The organism is Yinghuangia soli, from assembly GCF_021502675.1.
GTDB classification, from domain to species: domain Bacteria; phylum Actinomycetota; class Actinomycetes; order Streptomycetales; family Streptomycetaceae; genus Yinghuangia; species Yinghuangia soli.
Genome location: NZ_JAKFHA010000038.1, coordinates 32647 through 53609 on the forward strand (window position 1 = coordinate 32647; position 20963 = coordinate 53609).

18 protein-coding genes are annotated in these 20963 nt (G+C 73.0%); 9 read left to right on the forward strand and 9 right to left on the reverse strand.

What is annotated here, in order from left to right; translation table 11 throughout:
• Nucleotides 1-31 precede the first annotated feature (31 nt).
• Nucleotides 32-2329, reverse strand: a complete 2298-nt coding sequence (locus tag LZ495_RS36805) for an outer membrane protein assembly factor BamB family protein (protein ID WP_235057515.1) — start codon at nucleotides 2327-2329, stop codon at nucleotides 32-34.
• A gap of 145 nt (nucleotides 2330-2474) precedes the next feature.
• Here LZ495_RS36805 and LZ495_RS45120 point away from each other — a divergent pair, with 145 nt between their 5' ends.
• Nucleotides 2475-3305 (forward strand): GNAT family N-acetyltransferase, encoded by an 831-nt coding sequence (locus LZ495_RS45120; protein ID WP_235057516.1) that lies wholly within the window; start codon nucleotides 2475-2477, stop codon nucleotides 3303-3305.
• A gap of 34 nt (nucleotides 3306-3339) precedes the next feature.
• On the opposite strand, the gene LZ495_RS36815 is transcribed toward LZ495_RS45120, so the two are convergent.
• On the reverse strand, nucleotides 3340-4137 hold the full coding sequence (locus tag LZ495_RS36815; protein WP_235057517.1) for a ferritin-like domain-containing protein: 798 nt from the start codon (nucleotides 4135-4137) through the stop codon (nucleotides 3340-3342).
• 160 nt (nucleotides 4138-4297) lie between these two features.
• Here LZ495_RS36815 and LZ495_RS36820 point away from each other — a divergent pair, with 160 nt between their 5' ends.
• Nucleotides 4298-4843 carry a hypothetical protein gene (locus LZ495_RS36820; RefSeq protein WP_235057518.1) on the forward strand — a complete coding sequence of 182 codons (546 nt, stop codon included), beginning with the start codon at nucleotides 4298-4300 and terminating at the stop codon, nucleotides 4841-4843.
• A gap of 77 nt (nucleotides 4844-4920) precedes the next feature.
• On the forward strand, nucleotides 4921-5805 hold the full coding sequence (sigJ, locus tag LZ495_RS36825; protein ID WP_235057519.1) for an RNA polymerase sigma factor SigJ: 885 nt from the start codon (nucleotides 4921-4923) through the stop codon (nucleotides 5803-5805).
• A gap of 4 nt (nucleotides 5806-5809) precedes the next feature.
• Here sigJ and LZ495_RS36830 read toward each other — a convergent pair whose 3' ends face one another.
• From LZ495_RS36830 to LZ495_RS36855, 6 genes are all read right to left on the reverse strand, one after another.
• Nucleotides 5810-6616: a DUF3592 domain-containing protein gene (locus LZ495_RS36830; RefSeq protein ID WP_235057520.1), complete on the reverse strand. Its 807-nt coding sequence runs from the start codon at nucleotides 6614-6616 to the stop codon at nucleotides 5810-5812.
• A 133-nt stretch (nucleotides 6617-6749) separates the two neighbouring features.
• Nucleotides 6750-7220: a hypothetical protein gene (locus LZ495_RS36835; RefSeq protein ID WP_235057521.1), complete on the reverse strand. Its 471-nt coding sequence runs from the start codon at nucleotides 7218-7220 to the stop codon at nucleotides 6750-6752.
• A gap of 124 nt (nucleotides 7221-7344) precedes the next feature.
• A complete protein-coding gene (locus LZ495_RS36840) occupies nucleotides 7345-8184 on the reverse strand; it encodes a pentapeptide repeat-containing protein (protein WP_308268697.1) in 840 nt (279 codons plus the stop codon).
• Nucleotides 8185-8261: 77 nt separating this feature from the next.
• A complete protein-coding gene (locus LZ495_RS36845) occupies nucleotides 8262-8717 on the reverse strand; it encodes a hypothetical protein (protein ID WP_235057522.1) in 456 nt (151 codons plus the stop codon).
• Between the two features lie 301 nt (nucleotides 8718-9018).
• Nucleotides 9019-10218, reverse strand: a complete 1200-nt coding sequence (locus tag LZ495_RS36850) for a lipid-transfer protein (protein WP_235057523.1) — start codon at nucleotides 10216-10218, stop codon at nucleotides 9019-9021.
• A gap of 47 nt (nucleotides 10219-10265) precedes the next feature.
• Complete coding sequence (locus LZ495_RS36855; RefSeq protein ID WP_235057524.1) at nucleotides 10266-12467, reverse strand: acyl-CoA dehydrogenase family protein; 2202 nt, start codon at nucleotides 12465-12467, stop codon at nucleotides 10266-10268.
• Between the two features lie 231 nt (nucleotides 12468-12698).
• On the opposite strand from LZ495_RS36855, the gene LZ495_RS36860 reads away from it, so the two are divergent.
• The 6 genes from LZ495_RS36860 to LZ495_RS36885 all read left to right on the forward strand — a co-directional run bounded on the left by LZ495_RS36860 (nucleotide 12699) and on the right by LZ495_RS36885 (nucleotide 19923).
• Nucleotides 12699-13355, forward strand: a complete 657-nt coding sequence (locus LZ495_RS36860) for a class I SAM-dependent methyltransferase (protein ID WP_235057525.1) — start codon at nucleotides 12699-12701, stop codon at nucleotides 13353-13355.
• A gap of 797 nt (nucleotides 13356-14152) precedes the next feature.
• Nucleotides 14153-15370 (forward strand): hypothetical protein, encoded by a 1218-nt coding sequence (locus LZ495_RS36865; protein WP_235057526.1) that lies wholly within the window; start codon nucleotides 14153-14155, stop codon nucleotides 15368-15370.
• Between the two features lie 88 nt (nucleotides 15371-15458).
• Nucleotides 15459-16439 (forward strand): N-acetylmuramoyl-L-alanine amidase, encoded by a 981-nt coding sequence (locus LZ495_RS36870; protein ID WP_235057527.1) that lies wholly within the window; start codon nucleotides 15459-15461, stop codon nucleotides 16437-16439.
• Between the two features lie 291 nt (nucleotides 16440-16730).
• Nucleotides 16731-17699 carry a hypothetical protein gene (locus tag LZ495_RS36875; protein WP_235057528.1) on the forward strand — a complete coding sequence of 323 codons (969 nt, stop codon included), beginning with the start codon at nucleotides 16731-16733 and terminating at the stop codon, nucleotides 17697-17699.
• Nucleotides 17700-17918: 219 nt separating this feature from the next.
• On the forward strand, nucleotides 17919-18695 hold the full coding sequence (locus LZ495_RS36880; RefSeq protein WP_235057529.1) for a DUF5336 domain-containing protein: 777 nt from the start codon (nucleotides 17919-17921) through the stop codon (nucleotides 18693-18695).
• A 211-nt stretch (nucleotides 18696-18906) separates the two neighbouring features.
• Nucleotides 18907-19923: an LLM class F420-dependent oxidoreductase gene (locus LZ495_RS36885; protein WP_235057530.1), complete on the forward strand. Its 1017-nt coding sequence runs from the start codon at nucleotides 18907-18909 to the stop codon at nucleotides 19921-19923.
• Nucleotides 19924-20102: 179 nt separating this feature from the next.
• Here LZ495_RS36885 and LZ495_RS36890 read toward each other — a convergent pair whose 3' ends face one another.
• Nucleotides 20103-20885, reverse strand: coding sequence for a maleylpyruvate isomerase family mycothiol-dependent enzyme (locus LZ495_RS36890; RefSeq protein WP_235057531.1), 783 nt, complete (start codon nucleotides 20883-20885; stop codon nucleotides 20103-20105).
• Between the last annotated feature and the right edge of the window lie 78 nt (nucleotides 20886-20963).

Sequence of the window (20963 nt, forward strand, 5' to 3'; positions counted from 1 at the left end):
GTTTCGGGAGGTACGACCATGTCCGTGCCACTCATCCCTCGTAGTTCCGCCCCGTCAGCGCCCGGACCACGTCCCCGTCCACGACGTACACGCACCGGCCCGCCACCACGGGCGCGACCATGGTGAGCGTGCCGTGCGAGGCCCGCCACCACCAGCGTTCGCTGCCGTCGGAGCGGTCGAGAACGATCAAAACCGAGTCACTGTGCGACCGTACGCAGACGACGTCGTCCTCGGCCAGGACAGGAAGCGCGCGATCCAGTTGGCCGCCGACGGCGTCCATCGGCTCGCGCGCCGGAATCGGCCCGCTCGCCCAGCGCACCGAGCCGTCCTCCAGGTCGACGGCCCGGACCCGGCGGTCCTCACCGCGCAGGTACGCCTCGGATCCGGCCGGGGCCAGGTACATGCCCGCGCCCGCGTCCGCCCAGGAGACGTCCCACAGTTCCTTGCCGCCGCACGGCCGCAGGGCCCGCAGCCGCCCGTTGCCCAGCACGTAGAGCACGCCGCCGCCGAGCAGCGCGACCTCCCCGGGCGTCCGGTCGCGCAGCACGAGATCGCCGGACGCCGCCGCCCGCACCACATACTCGCCGACCTCCGCGGTGCCGCGCACGAAGCGCCCGCACAGCACCCAGCCCTGGTCGACGGCCATCACGATCGAGTCGTCGGCGTCGTCCTGCCACAGCAGTTCGCCGCTCTCCGCGGCCAGCGCCCGCGCCGGTTCGCGGCCGTCGCCGCTCAGGTGGATGGCCCCCGCCCCGTCGCAGGTGAACGCGCTGCGGCGCGGCTCCCGGCGGTTCCACAGCAGTTCGCCGGTCTCCGGGTCGAGGCCGAAGAGCTCGGTGTGCCCGCCGATCGCGGTGAGCACGCCGGGGACCGGCTCGTGCACGGCATGCACCCGGAAGGCCCGCTCGGCCCGCGCCAACCGCCCCGCGCTGCGGGCCCACAGGCCGCGGGCCACGGCGATATCGGTACGCCAACTCTCGGCGCCGGTGCGCGCGTTCACCCGCACGATGCGGGTGCCCTGGGCCAGGTACACGCGGTCCTCGCGCGGCGGGGCGACCATGCGCCAGCCGGGGCGGGACCACAGCGTCTCGCCGGTCGCCGCGTCGAGCACGGCGAAAGTGTCGCCGTCGGCGTAGAGATAGCCGTCGACCGCATAGAGGTTCTGCACGCCGGGCAGCCGCGCGGACCAGAGGTTGCGGGCCATCGTCCCCGCGTCCGGCCAACTGCCGGCATCGGCCTTGGCCGCGGTGCCTGCGGCGGCCGCGGTGGTCGCCACGCGCCGCGGCGTGCCGTTCGCAGCACCGGACACTCCCGCGCTGCCGACCGCGGCCGGCTCGCGCGCACTCTCCGGAACACGCGCTCCGGGCACGGTTTCCTGAGCCGCGGCCCCGCTCTCCGCACCGGGCGTACGCGGCCCGCCCGCTGCATCGCCGCCGGCCTCCGCCCCGCCGATCGCCGCCATCGAGGCCAGTAGTCCGGCGTACCCGTCGGCCCCGAAGACGTCGTGCCGTACTGAGGGGACCGACGCCTGCGCCGGGAGCCGCGTGTAGCGGGCGATCGCCTGCCGGGCGGCGGACGGGAGTAAGTGCTCCAGGTTGCGGCCGCTGCCGCGCAGTTGCGCGGCCACTTCGGCGGCCGGCGGGCGCGCCGCGGGGTCGCGGCTCAGCAGCGCGCGAACCAGCGCGATGTGGTCCGCGGGTACGCCGGGGGCCTCGTCGGCGCCGGGCGGCGGCCATCCGAACGTGCACAGGCCGAACAGCACGCCCAGCCCGTACAGATCGGCGGCCATGCTCGTGCCGCCCTCGGGGGCCGCGAACGCCGTGCCGGACAGCGGCGGTCCCGGGCCGAGCATGCGCACCAGTCCGCCGTCGACGAGCTGCGCGCTGGAGGCGCTGAGCAGCACATTGCCCGGCACCACGGCACCGTGCGCCAACTCCGCGTCGTGCATGGCCGCGAGCCCGCGGGCGACGCCGCCGACGATCGCCGCGGCGGCACCGGGCACCGAACGGCACAGCGCAAGGATCTCGGTGAGCGCGGCGCCGGGCACGTACCGCCGCGAGTACCAGGGCCGGCCGCCCTCGACGTCCCACTGCACGATCCGCCCGGCGCCGAGATTGCGGACGCGCGCAAGATCTCCCATGACCGCGCCGAAGCGGTCCGCGAAGTCCGGTGCGGCACGGACCACCTGGGGATGTGTCAGCTTCACCGCGAGGCGCTTGCCGTGCGGTGCCCGGGCCGCGTACACGCGTCCGAGGCCGCCCGTGCCGAGGACCCCGACCAACTCGTGGTCTCCCAGGCGGCGCGGATCCCCGGGCTCCAGCTCACGCATGGTGACGACGCTAGCCCAAGGCCGAGCGCGGCACACCCGGCTCAGGGCAGTCCGGCGATCCGGCACGATCTTCGCCGCCGCCGAACCGGACATTCGCCGCCCCGCGGGACCGAACCCGCCTGCTCTATGCGGGTAATGTGCCCACGTGCTCAGCTTTCGCCTCGGAACCGATGCCGACCTCGCCACCGTGACCGCCATCGAGACCGCCCCCGAGACCGCCCGCTGGCTCTGCGAGACCGGCCGCAACTGGCACGTCCTCGCCTTCGTCGACCCCGCCCAGGAGCACGTCCTGGCAGTCGACCCGGACGGCACAGTCGTCGGCTTCGGCGTCCTGGCCGGCCTGCACCGCGACGACAAGGCCCTCGAGGTACGCCGCATCGCGATCGCCGAAGAGCACACGGGCCGCGGACACGGCCGCGCGCTGCTGCGCGAACTGGTCGCCCGCGCCTACACGGTGCACCGCGCGCGGCGCGTATGGCTGGATGTGAAGCCCGGCAACGACCGTGCGCACGGCCTCTACATCTCCGAGGGCTTCGCCGACGAGCACACCGAGACCGCCCCGTTCACCGAGGCCGACGGCACCCCGACCGAGCTGGTGGTCATGGGCCACCGCCCCGGCCTGGACCGGTTCGCCGCCGCACTCGACGAGATCGTCGTCAACTGCGCCGAGCCGTACCCGCTGGCCGTCTTCTGGTCCCGCGTGCTCGGCGGCGAACCCGTGGACCGCGACCCGGCCTGGGCATACGTCGATGCCCCGAATCGCCCCCGCCTCGCCTTCCAGCGCGTCCCCGAACCCAAGCAGCCGGGCCGCAACCGCCTGCACCTGGACGTCCTGGTCACCGACATCCCGGCGGCCACCGAGGCGCTCGAACTCATCGGCGCGGCCCGCGAAGGCAAGATCGTCCGCGACGCCCTGGGCGCCTTCCAGATCCTCCTGGACCCGGAGGGCAACGAGTTCTGCCTGGTCACCGGCTGACCGGCCACCGTCAGGCGGTCGGCGGCCCGTCGGGTCAGCCGGGTTCGGGGGCGGGGTGGCGGTGGACGTCGGGGCGCGGGCCCATCGCGTCGCGGCGGGTGGGCGGGCGCAGGCGGACCATGCGGCGGGTGCCCCAGACCCGGTCGTACGCGTAGGCGGCGTGGATGCCGGCCCTGAGCAGCGCGCGGCGGGTGCGGGACCAGCGCAGGATCTCGCCCATCCGGGCCATCACGGCCAGGCTGACGTCGCGGTTCACCCGGATCTCCGCCGCCGCCGTCTTGCGCAGGGCCTGCCGGACCTCGTCGGACGGACGGGATCCGCCGGACAGGCGCAGCAGTTCCTCGTGGCAGTACGCGAGGTGGTTCTCCTCGTCGTCGCAGATCATCCGGATGCTGCGGCCGATGTCGGGGTCGTCGCCGAGGTAGCGGCGCAGCAGGCGCATGTCCTCCGCGGCGCGCTGCTCGGTGACGCGGCTGTGCACGAAGTACTCGACGACGTCGGCGTCGGTCATGGGCTCGTCGCGGCGCAGCCGGTCGTGTGCGAGCCCGATGCCGCGGCGTTCGAGGAGCATGCAGTAGTCGGTCTCCGGCGGGACGTCGACGGGGTCGAGGCCGCGGCGGTGCAGCATGGCGTTGAAGATGCGCCCGTGCTTCTCCTCGTCGGCGCCGTGCCGGGCGACCTTGGGCGCCAGGTCGCGGTCCGCGACGAGTGCGGCGATGCGGGCGTTCTCCCAGCCCCCTTGGCTTTCGCCTTTGGCCGCGATGCTGCAGAACAGGCGGAACGCGTCGTCGTCCGCGTGGATCTCCCGAAAAATGCCGCGTGCGCTGAGCAAGGCAGACCACCTTCCGCACAGGTAGAACACCGACAAATCCATAGTAAAGGCGGCATCCGCGGCACACATCGCGGCGTAAGGTAGCGATTCGGACACTCTCCGGGATCGCTCGTCCGTCGCGGGAAGCACCCTGGAGTCCGGGAGCTTGCATGATGGCGGCATGACGGACATGACTGGCGCGACAGGAACGACCGGCACCGCCGCACTGCCCGCCCGGGTCGACACCGCGGCGCTTGCGGCCCTGGCCGGCGAGTTCCACGCCCGCGGGGTGCGGGCTGCCGGAGTGCACGACGTCGCCGGGCACTTGGTGAAGGCGTACGTGATCGAGGCGCCGGGCCGCAGCGTCACCGCGGAGGACGAAGCCGCCGCGCTGGACCTCGCCGGCGCGCACCTGGCCGGGGGCCGCGCCCGCGGGACGCTGGGATTGGCCGTGCTCCTGATGCACGCCGGGGGCGACGGCGACTACGTGATCGTGCACAGCTGGATCGAGGGCTACATGTCCGACCTCGCGGTCTTCCTGGGCCCGGCCGGTCGGCCCGCCGAACTGCGCCCGGGCCGCACCGGCCTCGCACCCTGCGTCTGGGAGGCGGATGTGCTCGCCCACGAGCGGACCGCGTTCGCCCGCAGCGTGCTGGACGGCAGCGGTCCGATGCCGGAGCGGCTTGCCGCCTGGGCTGCGGATGTCTTCGAGGGCGACGCCCGCTGACTCCTCGGGCGGCCTTGTCACACTTCCCGGCGCCGGTCCGTCAGTGCTTCGACGGACCGCGACAAGGAGGCACGCCCGTGGACGAGAAGGAATTCCTGGCCCAGCGCTTCGAGGAGAACCGCGCCCACCTGCGCGCGGTGGCGTACCGCATGCTGGGCTCGCTGGCCGAGGCCGAGGACGCGGTGCAGGAGGCCTGGTTCAAGCTGACCCGCTCGGACCGCAGCGAGGTGGAGAACCTCGGCGGCTGGCTCACCACCGTGGTCGGCCGCGTCTGCCTCGACATGCTGCGCACCCGCAGTTCGCGCCGCGAGAGCCCGCTCGACACCCCGCACGTGCCGGACCCCATCGTGAGCAGTGCGGACGGCGACCCGGAGTTCGCCTCGGTGCAGGCCGACTCGGTCGGGCTGGCCCTGCTCGTGGTGCTGGAGACGCTGCCGCCCGCGGAGCGCCTCGCGTTCGTGCTGCACGACATGTTCGCGGTGCCGTTCGACGAGATCGGCCCGATCGTGGGCCGGACCCCCGCCGCCGCGCGGCAGTTGGCCAGCCGGGCGCGGCGGCGGGTCCGGGGTCTGGCCCCCGAGCCCGAGGCGGACCGCGCGAAGCAGCGCGAGGTCGTGGACGCCTTCTTCGCGGCGGCCCGCGACGGCGACTTCGAGGCGCTCGTGAAACTGCTCGACCCGGACGTCGTGCTGCGCGCCGACGTGGGGGCGGGCAAGCTCGGCATCAACCAGGTGCTGCGCGGCGCCGAGGCCGTGGCCCGGCAGGCGCTGATGTTCCAGCGCTTCGCGAGCACCGGCATCCTGGTCCTGGTGAACGGCAGCATCGGCAGCGTGAGTGCCCCGGAGGGCAAGCCCGTCTCCGTCACCGGATTCACCATCGTGGACGGCCGCATCGCCGAGATGGACATCCTCGCCGACCCCGACCGCCTGGCCCGCCTCGACTTCGAATTCCTGGACGCCTGACGGATCAGGTGACGATGGCCGCCCAGACCGCGGCGAACGCCGCCAGCAACCCGACCGAGCCGATCAGCGCGGCCACCGTGGCGGCCAGGGCGCCGGTCTTGACCGGGCCGGTCACCACATCGGGGTTCTGCGGGTCGTACGTGACGTCGACGGGCCGTCCGGGAGCGATCGCCACCGCCGCCGCACCGAAGACGGAACGGGCTTCGTGGATCTGTCCGTTCATCAGTGGAAAGCGGTAGACGGGGACGATGACGCGGCGCCCGTCGTCCTGCCGGACCCGGTCGTTCCGGACCGGTTCGGCCTGCACTGTGATGCCCCGGCGGCGCAGCACGCGCCGCCGCCGCAGGTTGCGCAGACTGTCGTGGATGCCCTTGATCCCGAACACCGGCAGCAGCCAGCCGAGCAGCGCCGTCACCACGGCGGGCGTGCCGTACCGGATGCCGAGCGTGACCGACGCCGCAAGGTAGGCCGCGAGCAGGCCGAGCACCCACCAGTTCCACTCCCGGACCCGCCAATCCCGGCCGGGCTGCACCGGGTTGGGGGTGACGGTCACCTGGCGCGGCACGCCGGGAAGCCGGCGTACCGCCTGGATGCGCTGCCGGCACGACAGGACGAACGCGTCGGCCGCCAAGGGGTTTCCGGACCGCAGCCGGAAGCGGCTCCCGTCGCGCAGCACGACGTCGACCGATCCCTCGTCCCGGTCCACCGAGTCCACCGCCGGGAGCGGGATCCGCATCGTCTCGCGCCGCCCGACCAGCAACAGGTCGTCGCCATCCAGACGCGCATCGGTCCCCCGCCCCCGGAAAACCACTGATGCCTCACGAGGCACCGAAGCCCGATTCCGGTCCACCATGGGCCCTCAAGGTAGCCGAGCCATACCCGGATTCCCAGACGAACAGCCTTGGCACAACAACAAGTTGCCGCCCTTACCGGAAGGCGGTCTGTCACTCCTGCCGGGCGTCCCGCGGGGCGAGTTGGGAGATCCGCTGGTGGGACATCATGAGGACGCTTCCAGTGTCGCGATTCGACCAGCCCTGGGCGGTGAGCGTGCGGGCGGCCTCTCGGGCGGTGTCGCGCAGTTTCTGCTCGGCGAAGCAGAGGGCTTGGCGGGCTTCGTAGTACGCGTCGACGGCTTCGGCGGCCTCCGGGTCGGCCGGGACGAACTGCAGGCCGTACACGCCGCTGTCCGGGCCGAGGGCCTTCTGCACGGCGTCGATGGTGTGCCGCTTCGCCTTGCGCCAGGTCTTGCCCTGGACGTGGACCTCGGCGCCGCCGGGAAGTCCGCGCACCGTGACGTGCCAGGCGTCGCCTACCTGTTCGCCCTCGCACGTGTAGCTCGGTACGCAGCCTTCGAGATCGTCGGGGTCGAAGTCCGGAGCGATGTCGGGGTTGTCGAACGCGGAGTCGAAGAGCATCGAAGGCTCCGTTCGGTTGCAGCCAACTTGCTTGCCTGAAAGCGAAGTTAGCCAGCACGCAGGAAAGCGGCAAGCGGTATAGCCAAACTTTGGCTATACCGCTTGCCGGTTTTGCAGGTCCGGTTCAGGACGGCCAGTGCGACGGCCGCTCCAGGGCCGCCGGGAGGCGGGTGCGGGCGTCGCCGCGGGCGGCATTGGCCTGGGGCCGGGTGAGGAAGAGGGCGCCGGTGAGGTCGGCGCCGCTGATGTCCGCGTCGCGGAAGTCCGCGCCGAGCAGGTCGGCTTGGCGGAGGTCCGCGCCGCGGAGGTCGGCGGCGAGCAGAAGGGCGCCGCGGAGATTGGCCCCGCGCAGGTCGGCGCCCTTGAGCTTCTTGCCGGCGAGGTCCGCACCGCGGTGGTTGCGGGTCTTGCGGCCGAGCGTGGCGCGGACGAGTTCGCTGGTGCGGCCGAGGAGTTCGCCGACGACGGCCCGGCGGGAGGGGACGTCGAGGGCGGTGAGCGCCTCGGCGTCGCCGCGGGTCAGGGCGTCGATCTCGTCGCGTACGCGGCGCAGTTCGGGATGCAGTCGGCGGGCCGCCGGGAGGGTGAGCGCCTCGGTCAGGTACCAGAGGAGCTCGTGCAGCTGCCGCATGACCGGGAAGGCGGCGAACATGCGGCGGGCGGTGTCGGCATCGCCGCGCCAGGAGCGGCCGCCGAAAGTGTCCTGGGAGATCTTCTGGCCGGCCCCGAAGCAGTCGAAGACGGTGCAGCCGGAGAAGCCCTTGCCGCGCAGGTCCGTGTGGATCGTGCACAGGTAGTCGGCGGCCAGGTTGGTGCAGGGGCGCCCGGCGGGCTTGTCGGCGGCGAAGTCCGCGGACCTGGCGAACGGGAGGGCCACGCAGCAGAGCGCGAAGCAGTTGCCGCAGTCGGCGCGCAGGTCGGCGAGGAGGGGGCGGGGCGGAAGCGCGGGGTCTTGCTGGGGCACGGTGCTGGGTACTCGGTTCCGGACGAGAGGGGTGTACGGCCGAAACCGTACACCCCGGTCACCGAAGGTCCGGACCTTTAGTTGACCCGCCAGACCCGGTACTCCAGGTCGTAGATGCCGTCGTTGCCGCTGAGCCGCTGGGTGCGGTCGCCGAGCGGCGGACCCCACGTCGCGGTGTTGACGTGGAAGCCGCCGACCTTGTCGTTGCGGCCCGGGTCGCGGTCCCACATCTCGATGTACATCGGTGCGCCGACCGAGTCGAAGTAGAAGACCGGGGTGCGGACCTCCAGGTTGATCCAGTGGTTGCGGTGCGAGTCGTACGGACCCCACACGGTCGTGCCGTCGACCTTGATGTAGACCTCGTCGACGTCGTTGTTGTCCTGGGTGGCGAGCACGATGTACCACCTGAGCTGCACGGCGTAGACGGTCGCGTCCTCGGCGTGCGCGGGGGCGGCCGTGCCGGCCACCAGGCCGAAGGTCGCGGAGAGCGAGAGCAGCGCGCCGAGCAGCGCACGGCGGATCCTGCGGGACATCAGGGCTCCAAGGTCGTCGGGCTGTGGACGCAGACGACTGTTGCGCACGGGATGTCCCGCCGTCCTGAGCCGACCGACCCGGCTCGGGGCCGGGACATCCGCCCCGGGCGTCCCGGCGGAACAGGGCCGGTACACAGACCGGAGAAGGCAAGAGAAGAGCAGGAAATCGGCAAGAGAAAGGGGTGCGCGGCCGGAGCCGCACACCCCTTCCTTCTCGCCTCAGGCCCTCACAACCCTCGGCATCCGCCCCGGGAGACCCTCACATCCGCCGGGGTGGAGGACTGTCCGCGGTACGGCCGGATCAGAACTGGCCGCGCCGGTACAGGCCCACGACCGCGGCGCCGCCGAGGCCGATGTTGTGGGTCAGGCCGATCTTGGCGTCCGCGACCTGGCGGGCGTCCGCGAGACCGCGCAGCTGCCAGCTGATCTCGGCGGCCTGGGCGAGGCCGGTGGCGCCCAGCGGGTGGCCCTTGGAGATCAGGCCGCCGGACGGGTTGACGACCCACTTGCCGCCGTAGGTGGTGGCGCCTTCGGCGATGAGCTTGCCGCCCTCGCCGTCCGGAGCCATGCCGAGCGCCTCGTAGGTGAGGATCTCGTTGACCGAGAAGCAGTCGTGCAGCTCGATGACGTCGACGTCGTCGATGGTCAGCCCGGACGCGGCGAAGACCTGCTCGCCGGCGAGGCGCGACATCGGCTTGCCGACCACGTTGATCACCGAGCCGTCGAAGGCCTCGGCGGTGTCGGTGGTCATCGTCTGGGCGACGATCTCGACGGCCTGGTCCTGCAGGCCGTGCTCGATCACGAAGCGCTCGCTGCACACGATGGCCGCGGCGGCGCCGTCCGAGGTGGGCGAGCACTGGAACTTGGTGAGCGGCTCGTGGATCTGGCGGGCGCCCAGGATCTCCTCGAGCGAGTACTCGTCCTGGAACTGCGCGTACGGGTTGTTCACCGAGTGCTTGTGGTTCTTGACCGCGACGAGCGCGAACTGCTCCTCGGTGCTGCCGTAGCGCTCCATGTGCTCGCGGCCCGCGTTGCCGAAGATCTGCGCGGTGGGCGGGGCCATCACGAAGGGGTACTTCGCGGCCATGATGCCGTAGTGCCGGCCGACCGGGCTGGTGGCGAAGCCGCCGGCGCCCGCGTCGCCGCCCATGGCGCCCTTGGTCATCTTCTCGAAGCCAAGCGCGAGCACGCAGTCGTTGAGGCCGCCCTGCACGAACTGACGGGCCATCATCAGCGCCGACGAGCCGGTCGCGCAGTTGTTGTTGACGTTGTAGACCGGGATGCCGCTCAGGCCCAGCTCGTACACGGCGCGCTGGCCCTGGGTGGACGGCCCGAAGCAGTAGCCGACCGCAGCCTGCTCGACCAGGTCGTACGCGATGCCCGCGTCGGCCAGCGCCTTCTCGCCGGCCTCCTTGGCCATGTCGTAGTACTGCCAGTCCTTGCTTTCCGGCTTCTCGAACTTGGTCATGCCGACGCCGACGATGAAGACCTTGTCAGACACTGCGCTGCCCTCCGGTACCGATGGTCAAATTCCTAGACACGATCAAGTTACTTCTCGGACGGCGCAGGGTCACGGGGCAGCCCCAGAATCCGCTCGCCGACGACGTTGAGCTGCACCTGCGTGGTGCCCCCCGCGATGGTCAGGCAGCGGCTCATCAGGAAGCCGAACGACGCCTTCGCGCCCGCCCCTTCGTCCACCGCGCCGAGCGCGCCGAGGATCTCCAGGCTGAGCTCCGACTCGCGCTGCTGGTGCGGCGTGCCGACCAGCTTGCGGACCGAGGCGCCCGGGCCGGCCTCCAGGCCGGAGATCTGCGCCATCGTGGTGCGCAGCCCGATCAGCGCGAGCGAGGACGCCTCCGCGATCAGCGCGCCGAGGCGCTCGCGGTAGCCGCCGTCCACGAACTCGCCCGCAGGGCCGGCCACCGCCGCGACCAGGTTCTCGATGCCCGCGCCGAACGACGAGTCGGCGCCCATGTGCACGCGCTCGTTGCCCAGCGTGTTGCGGGCCACCTGCCAGCCGCCGTCGACCTCGCCGACCACCATCGAGTCCGGGACGAACAGGTCCTCGATGAAGATCTCGTTGAACATCGCCAGGCCGCTGATCTCCTTCAGCCCGCGGATGTCCAGGCCGGGCGAGGACATGTCGACGATGAAGTAGGTCAGGCCGTCGTGCTTCGGCTTCTCCGGCGAGGTGCGGGCCAGCAGGATGCCCCACTCGGACTCCTTGGCCCGCGAGGTCCACACCTTCTGGCCGTTGATCAGCCAGCCGCCCTCGACCTTGGTGGCCCGGGTGGACAGCGACGCCAGGTCGGAGCCGGCGCCCGGCTCGGAGAACATCTGGCACCACTGGAAGTCGCCGCGCAGCGTGGTGAGCGCGAACTTCTCCTGCTGCTCGGGAGTGCCGTACGCGAGGACCGAGGGCAGCACCCAGTTGCCCATCGTGATGTCCTTCAGGCGCACCCCGGCGGCCTTCATCTCCTGCTGGATGACCAACTGCTCGATGGGGCCGGCGCCCAGGCCGTACGGCGCGGGCAGGTACGGCGCCGCGTAGCCGGTCGGGGCCAGCGCGATGCGCGCCTCGTCGGCGTTCTTGCCGACCGCGGGGGCGATGCCCTCGCGGATCCGCTCGCGCAGCGCGTCGGCGCCTTCCGGCAGGTCGAGGACCAGCTCGCGGCGCGCCCCCTGGACCGCCAGTTCGGTGACCCGCAGCTTGTGCGCGCTGCCCGGGCCGGCGTACTGGCGCAGCGTCATGGCCCGGCGCAGGTAGATGTGCGCGTCGTGTTCCCAGGTGAAGCCGATGCCGCCGAGGATCTGCACGCAGTCCTTGGTGGTGGTGAACGCGGCCTCGATGGCGTACGTCGCGGCGATGGCGGCGGCCAGCCCGCGGGTGGCCGGGTCCTCGCCGATCGCGCGGGCGGCGTCCCAGGTGACCGCGCGGGACTGCTCGACGCGGACCAGCATGTCGGCGCACATGTGCTTGACGGCCTGGAACTGCCCGATCGGCCGGCCGAACTGCTCGCGCACCTTCGCGTACTCGGTCGCGCACTCGAGCGCCCAGGTGGCCACGCCGACGGCCTCGGCGGACAGCAGGACGGAGGCGTAGTCGCGGACCAGAGCGGTGTCCACGGCCAGGACGCGCGAGGCGGGGACGGTGACGCCCTCCAGCGCGACCTGCGCGCTGCGGCGCGTCGGGTCGACGCTCTTGAGCTCGCCGATCGCCGCGTCCGCGGCGTCCAGCACGAACCACAGGTCCGGACCGTCTTCCTGGCGGGCCGTCAGCACCAGCAGGTCGGCGTTCGTGGCGCCGAGCACCGGCTTGGCGGCGCCGGAGACGGTGAAACCGCCGTCCGCGGCGGCCGCGGTGAGGCTGCCGGGCTCCAGCGCGATGGCGGCGATGGCGGCGCCCTCCGCGATGCCGGGCAGCAGTTCCTTGGCGAGCTCCGCGGACGACGAGGCGCCGATGACCGCGGAGGCCAGCACGGTCGGCAGGAACGGGCCGGGGAGTATGCCCTGGCCGGCCTGCTCCAGCGCGACCGCGGCCTCCACCAGGCCGTAGCCGGCGCCGCCGTGCTCCTCGGCGATGTGCATGCCCAGCAGGCCCTGCTCGGCCAGGCCCGCCCAGTACGCGGGACGCTGCTCGGCCTCCGCCTCCAGGGCGCGGCGTACCTCGCCGATCGGTGAAACGCGTTGCACCCACCCGCGCACCGACTCCTCGAGTGCCCGGTGCTCCTCCGTGATACCGATCGCCATGGTGCCCTCTCCACTTGCTCTCGCTGCACGTGCGTACCTGCGAGGCGTCCTGAAAATGCCTGACCGTCGTCGCGATAGTAGAACGCGTTTCACTTGTTGGGGAGTGCCGGAAGTCCTCCGCACGCCGGATGTGGCCCTCGACACGGCAGCCGCTCCCCCGCTGCGGCAGGATGATCGCCCACACGCCCCGAAGAAGACAGGGGCGCCGAGGGCTCAGAGCAGGGGACGCGCATGACGGACCGCACCACGAACGGCGCCATCGACCCGCAGGTACTGGACGCCTTCGACTCCGCGGTCGGCTTCATGCCCGCCGACGAGGGCGCGGCGCTGTACGCGGCGGCCGTGGAGGCCGCGAAGGTCGGCCCGCTGCTCGAACTGGGCACGTACTGCGGCCGCTCGACGATCCTGCTGGCCGCGGTCGCCCGGGACGCCGGGACCGTCGTGGTGACGCTGGACCACCACCGCGGCTCCGAGGAGCAGCAGCCGGGCTGGGAGTACCACGACCCGACGCTGGTCGACGCCGAGGTCGGCGTGATGGACACCCTGCCGACGTTCCGGCGCACGCTGTACAAGGCCGGCCTCGAAGACCACGTGGTCGCGCTCGTCGGCCACTCGCGCACCGTCGCGCCGCTGTGGAACACCCCGGTCGGCATGGTGTTCATCGACGGCGGCCACACCGACGAGCACGCGAGCGGCGACTACGAGGGCTGGGCTCCGCACGTCGCCAAGGGCGGTCTGCTGGTGATCCACGACGTCTTCCCCGACCCGGCGGACGGCGGCCAGGCGCCGTACCGCGTCTACCTGCGCGCACTCGCGTCCGGTGCCTTCACCGAGGCCGCCGGGCACGGATCGCTGCGCGTGCTGCGGCGCACCGGCGACGGGATCTGAGCCCGCGTCACCCCTGCACCGCCACTGCACCACCACTGCCTCGTCGCCACGTCGACATTCCGTCCTGCCGCCGCTTGGCGGTATGTCGACGGGCGGCGAGGGAAGTGCCGCAAACATCAACTAAGCCAGTGACACGGCCCGGTCGGAAGCGGGAAACTATGTGCCCCGACGAGGTCCGTATCTGACGGGGATCCGAAATGGCCGAGGGCGAACACAACGAGCGGGTCTGGGACCCGGCGACCCGTCGCTGGGTGACCCGTCCGGCTCCCGACCGACCGACCGCGGACCAGCCGACGGCCGAAGCGCCGACCCAGGCAGGCCCCGCGGACCCGGCGGTCCCGGGCGCCGCGCACGGTGATCCGGACGAACTGCCCAACCCCTTTGCACCGCGCCCGCCGAGCAACCCGAGCAACCCGGGTGCCCCCGGCGGGTCCGGCCGCCCGCCCGCCCCGGGCACCCCGCCCGCCGGGCCGCGGGCCCCGGGCGGTCCTCCTCCGCGCCCGGCGCACGCCCCTGACGTGCACCTCGCGCCCACCCGCCTGACGCCGCACGCCCCGGCAGCCGGCGGCACCCCGCAGAACCCGCGTCCGGCAAACGCCCCGGCGCCGATCCCGCCCCGGTCCCCGCAAACCGGCCCCGGTCCGGGATCCGCGGCACCGCCCGCGGGCGGCCCTTCCGGAGTGCACGGGCAACCCACCGAGCTGCGCCCCTCGGGTCCGCAGGGTCCCGCGGCTCCGCAGGGTCCGCACGGGCCCCGGCAGCCGCAGTCCGGGCCTCCACCCGGCGGCGCTCCCGGCGTGCACGACCGGCCCACCGCACCGCGCGCGATCGACCAGCGCGCCGCCAAGCCCGCCCTCGGCCCCGGCGCCCCCGGGCCGTTGGCGCTGCCCTCCGGTGCAGGCGGGGCACCCGGTCCTCTCATACCCGGCGATGTCGCGGACGGCAGCGGCGACGAAATGGCGCCCGGCTGGTTCGCGCGCAGCCAGGAGCCGCCGCGCATGCCGCGCGGGGCGACCTTCGCGGACGCCGCGGCAGGCCCGCGCACCCCGCCGCGCGGCACCCCCTCGGGTCCCGGCGCGCCGACCGGCCCGCCGCGCTCGGGAACTCCCGCCCACGGGACGCCCGGTCCGTTCACCCCGCCGCACGGCACACCCGGCCCCTTCACTCCCCCGCACGGCACCCCGGGTGCGTTCTCCGCCCCCGGCCAGGCGACCGCCGCGCGGATGCCCGCGGCACCCGGCGTGTGGGCGCCGATCCCCCCGGCCGGACCCGGCATCCACCAACCCGCCCGTGGGGCAGGCGAATCCGACGACGGGCGGCTCCGCACCCTTGCCTTGATCACCGCGATCGTGGTGCTGCTCGCCGCCGCCGCGACCGTCGTCGTGATGCGCCCCTGGCACAAGGACAACACCGCAAAGGTCGCCGACTCGTCACCGCCTGTCCCCGGGCCGACCGGCCGGACCACCCCAGGGGCGAACCCGACGAGCGCCGGTCTCGCGCCGGGCGGCGGAACACCGTCCGGCACCGGCGGTTCGGCATCCGCGACCGCCTCCCCGTCCGCCTCGCCCAGTGCCGATCCGGCCACCCAGGCCGGTGCGCTCAGCAACCTGCTGGGCCGCAGCGGCACTTCGCGGCAGTCGGTCATCGACGCGGTCAACGCGGCGGAAGGCTGCAGCTCGCTGACCGCCGCACACGACGCCCTGGTGCGTGCCGGAGACGCCCGTAGGGCGTTGCTCACCGAACTGGACACGCTACGCTTCGACGCGCTGCCGAACCTGTCGCCCGCGCTCGAGCAACTGCGGACCGCCTGGCGGGAGTCCGCAAGCGCGGACGACGAGTACGCCAAGTGGGCCGCGGCGCAGGCCTCGGACGGCTGCGGCGCCGGGGATTCGTTCAAGGCCGCGGGCGACCTCGCGAGCGGCCGGGCGACGGCCGCCAAGCAGGCGTTCGTCCGGGCCTGGAACCCGGTCGCGACCGACTTCGCACTGCCGACGAGGACCGAGCTTGCCATCTGATCCGTGGGAGCCATGGGACAGCCCGCCTGCCCCCAGGCGGCGGGACCGCGCGCAGCAAGACGCGGACCGGCGGCGTACCCGCACGACCGTGGCGGTCGCGCTCGGCGTCCTGGCGCTGCTCGCCGGCACCGCGGTCGCGGTCGGCTGGCCGGACGGCGGCGGGACGAGCATCACGTCCGCAGGCAGCAGTTCGGCGGACGGGTCCGCGGCCGGTCCCGGCACCGGCCCGGGGACCGGCACCGGCCCGACCGCGGAGATCCTGCCCACCGGCGGCGGCGCCACCGCGCCGCTCCCCGGACCGCCCGCCACCGCGGTCGGCCCCGGTTCGGACGTCGGCGGGGCCACACCGGGTACCGCCACGACCCGTGCCGTACCGCCGGGCACGGGGACCAAGCCGCTGACCGGGAAGACCGTGGTCATCGACCCCGGGCACAACCCGGGCAACACCCGGCACACCGCCGAGATCAACCGGCAGGTCGAGGCGGGCGGCTTCAAGAAGGAATGCGACACGACCGGGACCGAGACCAACGCCGGGTACAGCGAGGCGAAGTTCACCCTGGACGTCGCGGCCCGGGCCCGCGAGGCGCTGACCGCGATGGGCGCCCGGGTGCTCTTCACCTGGGACGGCGACCGGGCCTACGGGCCCTGCGTGGACGAGCGGGCCCGGATCGGCAACGCCGCCAAGGCCGATGCCGTGGTGTCCATCCACGGCGACGGCGCCTCGGCGAGCGGCACCGGCTTCCACGTGATCGTCCCGTCCGAGGTGCGCAGCGGCGGCACGGACACCCGGCCGATCATGGCTCCGTCGCGGGCCCTGGGCGATGCGCTGGCCCAGGCGTTCGCGCAGGCCACCGGGGCCCGTCCGGCGAACTACGTCGGGCAGAACGGCATCGACGTCCGGGGCGACCTGGGCGGCCTCAATCTGTCCACGGTGCCCAAGGTCTTCATCGAGTGCGGCAACATGCGCAACTCGGTCGACGCGGCCCGCATGTCGGACCCGGCCTGGCGCCAGAAGGCCGCCGAGGGCATCGCGAACGGCATCCGCGACCACCTGACGAAGGGGACCTGACCGCCACTTCTTCCCTTGTCCGGCGCACCACCGCCCCTGCGCACCGCGCGCAGGGGCGCTGCCCCGCCGCACCGCGGCGGTACAGCACCCGGCACCGCAGCACACGGCATCGCAGCACCATCGCAATCCCGGGCGCCCGGACCTGCCCCGCCGCACACGGCCGACCGCACTTCGGCCGCGTCCCGGCTCCGCAGTATCGGCACGGCATGCGTTCGACCGCCGTACGGGCCGCCGCGGGGTGTTTCCGGAACCGTTCGCGTCCACGTCCCCATCGCGACCCAGAGGAGCATCGTGAACCAGAGAGGCCTGACACGGGGAGACGGCCTGGTCTTCGTCTGTGTGGCTCTGATCTTCGGCATGTCGTTCGCCCCGTACTTCGAGGGCAAGCCGATCGACGGCGGGGGCCGCGGTTTCGGCTTCGGCGACGGCGACAGCGACAGCCGCTCGTCGAGCGACGGGGACACGCTGTCCGTCAACGCCTGGGCCCAGGACCACTGGCCTCTGATGGCCGTGGTGATCCTGCTGCCGCTGCTCTCCTTCCTGCTCCTGGTCATGTACCGCTACATGATCAACGCCGACCAGCGCCCGGTCGGCGGCCTGACGCTGCGTCAGTGGGCCACGGCGCTCGGCGTGGTGGCCGCGTGGAGTGCCCTGTGGTCGCTCGGCGGCAATGTGTTCGGCAACGCCGACATCCCGCTGGAGCAGATGGGCTACGAGAGCGAGCATGCGTTCGGCGCGTTCGTCATCCTGCCGTTCACGCTGATCCTCGCGGTGCTGCTGATCATCATCGACCGGGTGCCCGGCCTCGCGTACCCGCTGTTCGTGACGCCGCCGCAGTACCCGCAGACCGGCTACATCCCGGCGCAGCCGGGCCAGCCCGGCCCCGGCCAGCCCGGGCAGCCCGGCAACTCCGGCCTGCCCGGCTACGGGACGGGTGCGTACGCGCAGCCGAGCGTCCCGCCCGGTACCCCGGTGTCGCAGATGCCGCCGCCGGTCACCCCCGCGTCGGGCACCCCGGTGGCCGCACCCGCTGCGGCGCCCGCCCCGGCGCCGGCCGCCGAGTTCGCGCAGTTCTGGCTGGCCGTCCCCGAAGAGCGCCCGCTGCTGCCGCTGGGCGGCCTGGACAAGACGCCGGTGGCGACCCTGGTTCCGGGCAGCTGGTACCTGGCGGTCGAACCGGCCGGCGACGGGCTCGTGGTGGAGGTGGACGGGGTGCGGGGTGTGCTGTGGAACACATCCGGCATCCAGCGCGGAGAGTAATGGCGCACCGACACAAGATGAACTTTCCCTGGTAAGCCGGGTACCGCCGCGTCGCCCCCCGACCGGCGGTCCACCCGCCCCCGACCGGATCTGGCACAGTGTCCGACCGGAAGACATCAACCCCATAGGCACCGGCAGCGCGCGGGGGCGCGGTCGGCGCGGCAATTCGGGTCGCCCCCGTACCCTGGCGGCGCCCACCCCCTCGGGAGGAGACCCCTAGTGGACATCAGCAAGATCACCCGCGTCGATGCGGCTGCGGCCGGCATCGCGCTGCTCACCTTCATTTTCTCGTTCTTGAAGTACTACGAAGTCGACGTGCCGGGCGGTGACTCGTGGAACGCCTGGGCCTCGGACTGGGCGCCGCTCACGTCGGCGCTCGTGCTGACCCCGATCATCGGTGCGGCCCTGTACGTCCTGGGCAGCCTGCTGCCGCACATCCAGTTCGCCGGCCTGAACCTCAAGCAGTGGGGCCTCCCGCTGTCCGCCATCGGCGCACTGAACGCCTTCTGGGTCCTCATCGGCGGCCCGGAGGGCATCGACCTGGCGGTCGGCGGCATCTTCCTCGTGCTGCTCGCGTTCCTGCTGGCCGCGGTCGTCATCACGGCCGAGTTCGTGCCCGCGCTGAAGGCCCCGCTGGGCATCGGCGGCGGCGCCGGCCGGCAGCCGCAGCAGGTCGGCGGCTACGGCCAGCCCGGCGGCGCGTACGGTGCCCCGGCGCAGCCCGGCGGTTACGGTGCGGCCCCGCAGCCGACCCCGTACGGCGGTGCCGCTCCGGCCGCTGCGCCGGCCGGCGGCGACCCGTCGTTCCAGCCGTACTGGTTCTCGGTGCCGGACCAGCGCCAGCTGGTGGACGCGAACACCAACGCGCCGACCGCGTCGCTGAACCCGGGCGTCTGGTACCTCGCGGTCGCGAACCACGGCCAGGGCATCATGGTCGAGGTCGACGGCGTCCGCGGCGTCCTGTGGAACGTCACGGGCATCCAGAAGTCCGCCTGACGCTCCGCTGCAGCACTCCCGAGAGGGCGTCCACCGCGAAGGCGGTGGACGCCCTCTCGGCGTTCCGGCGGCTGCGCGCGGTGCGGCGCGACGGCGTCCCGCGTGTGATCCGTGCGGCCCCCATGGCCAGCAAAGTAAAACGTGTTCTACAGTGCCAGGCGGAAGCTGACGTCCTGTCAAGGACGGTCCCCCGGCCTCGAGGAGAAACGCGATGCGGCTCGGTCTGACGTTCGGATACTGGGGCCGCGGCCCTTCGGCCGGGTTCGTCGAACTCGCCCAGGAGGCCGAGCGCCTCGGCTTCGACTCGGTGTGGACCGCGGAGTCCTGGGGCTCGGACGCGTTCACCCCGCTCACCTGGATCGCCGCGAACACCTCGCGCATCAACCTGGGCACCGCGGTCACCCAGATGACCGCGCGCACGCCCACCGCGACCGCGATGCACGCGCTGACCCTGGACCACCTGTCCGGCGGCCGCATGCTGCTCGGCCTGGGCCTGTCCGGCCCGCAGGTCGTGGAGGGCTGGTACGGGCGGCCGTTCCCGAAGAGCCCGCTGACCTTCACCCGCGAGTACGTCGACGTCATCCGGCAGGTCCTGCGCCGCGAGGGCCCGGTCGCGCTGGAGGGCCGCTACGCGCAGCACCCCTACCGCGGCGAGGACGGCACCGGGCTCGGCAAGCCGCTCAAGCCCATCACCCACCCGCTGCGCGCCGACCTGCCGGTCTTCCTGGGCGCCGAAGGCCCCAAGAACGTGCACCTGACCACCCAGGTCGCGGACGGCTGGCTGCCGCTGCACTGGTCGCCGTTCAACCCCGCGGTGTACGCCGAGTCGCTGCGCGACAAGCCCGAGGGCTTCCGGATCGCCCCGATGGTGCAGGTCGCGATGGGCGACGACGTCGAGCAGGCGATGTTCCCGATCAAGGCCGCGATGGGCTTCTACGTCGGCGGCATGGGCGCGAAGTCCAAGAACTTCCACGCCGACCTGATGCGGCGCTTCGGCTACGCCGAGGCCGCGGACCGCATCCAGGACCTGTTCTTCGAGGGCAAGCGCGACGAGGCGATCGCCGCGGTGCCGAGCGAGTTCGTCGACGAGATCGCGCTGGTCGGCCCGGCGGACCGGATCCGCGAGCGCTTCCAGGCCTGGAAGGACGACGAGCACGTCACCGACATGATCGTGACGACCCGCGACCTGACGGCGCTGAAGCTGCTCGCCGACCTCGCGAACGACTGAGCCGGCCGCTGCGGTTTCCCGAGGGCCCGCCCACCCGCCGAACGGCGGGAGGGGCGGGCCCTCGGCACATCTGCGGCACCGTGCGCCCCGGACACCAGGGACACGTCCAGGGGCGACCGGCGGGCGGCTCCGCCCACTCGGCTGCACGTCCTGCTCGGCTGCTCGTTCTGCTCGTCCCGCTAAAGCGCGCTGGCGGCCAGCCACTTGTCCAATACGGCGCGGTCGCCGAAGAGTTCGACCGCGCCCGCGGCCAGCGCAGCGCCCGCATCCCGGCGCCGGGTCATCACCAGCAACACGTCCGCCGCCGGGCCGCGCAGTGCCGCGTCGCCCTTGGCGTGGCCGCGCTCCCAGCGGTAGCCCTCCGGGGCGAGCGTGACCGTCCACTCCCCGGGCACGTCGCCGCCCGAGGTGTGGACGTGCAGCGTCTCGCCGCCGCCCGGCGCGACCGTGCGCCCGGCCACCCCGGGGAGGATGGTGAGCAGCTCGTCGATGCCGTCCACCGCGGTCTCCGGAGCGATCTCGGGAGCGATTCCGAGGGCGATTTCGGTGTCCAGCCGGTGCACCATCGTCTCGTGCAGCATGCGGCGGCCCCAGAAGCGGGCGTGCGGCACCGGCCCGAACGTCCAGGCGGGCGCGTCGGGTCCGGCCTCGCGCAGGAAGTCCGCGGAGCGGCGCGCGCCGGCCGCCAGCCATTCCGGCAGCCCGGCCGGGTCCGCGGGCAGCCCCAGGTCGAGCGAACGCGGCGCCACCGGGCCGCCGTCCGGCCCGGCCTTCACGTTCGCCGCCGACCAGGCGTGCGCGATCCCGAGGTGCTTGGCCAGCTTGGCCAGCGTCCATTCAGGGCACGTCGGCACCGGTGTCCCGAGGTCGGCCCCCGCCAGGAGCGCCGCGATCCGGTCCGCCTCGGCGACGAACAGCTCGCAGTACTCGTCGTGCGTCCACCTGTAGTCCGGCTCTGCCATGGCCTTCCCCCGTCCCGGGTGCTGCCTGCGATTGCGTCGTCCGCATTCGACCCCATGCGGCGTGCGGCCGCCAGTCGG

What these genes read in the sequence shown, in the direction of transcription:
- LZ495_RS36805 (WP_235057515.1), bottom strand. Translation starts at nt 2,329, where the DNA reads ATGCGTGAGCTGGAGCCCGGGGATCCGCGCCGCCTGGGAGACCACGAG.
- LZ495_RS36820 (WP_235057518.1), top strand. Translation starts at nt 4,298, where the DNA reads ATGACGGACATGACTGGCGCGACAGGAACGACCGGCACCGCCGCACTG.
- LZ495_RS36835 (WP_235057521.1), bottom strand. Translation starts at nt 7,220, where the DNA reads ATGCTCTTCGACTCCGCGTTCGACAACCCCGACATCGCTCCGGACTTC.
- LZ495_RS36845 (WP_235057522.1), bottom strand. Translation starts at nt 8,717, where the DNA reads ATGTCCCGCAGGATCCGCCGTGCGCTGCTCGGCGCGCTGCTCTCGCTC.
- LZ495_RS36855 (WP_235057524.1), bottom strand. Translation starts at nt 12,467, where the DNA reads ATGGCGATCGGTATCACGGAGGAGCACCGGGCACTCGAGGAGTCGGTG.
- LZ495_RS36860 (WP_235057525.1), top strand. Translation starts at nt 12,699, where the DNA reads ATGACGGACCGCACCACGAACGGCGCCATCGACCCGCAGGTACTGGAC.
- LZ495_RS36885 (WP_235057530.1), top strand. Translation starts at nt 18,907, where the DNA reads ATGCGGCTCGGTCTGACGTTCGGATACTGGGGCCGCGGCCCTTCGGCC.
- LZ495_RS36890 (WP_235057531.1), bottom strand. Translation starts at nt 20,885, where the DNA reads ATGGCAGAGCCGGACTACAGGTGGACGCACGACGAGTACTGCGAGCTG.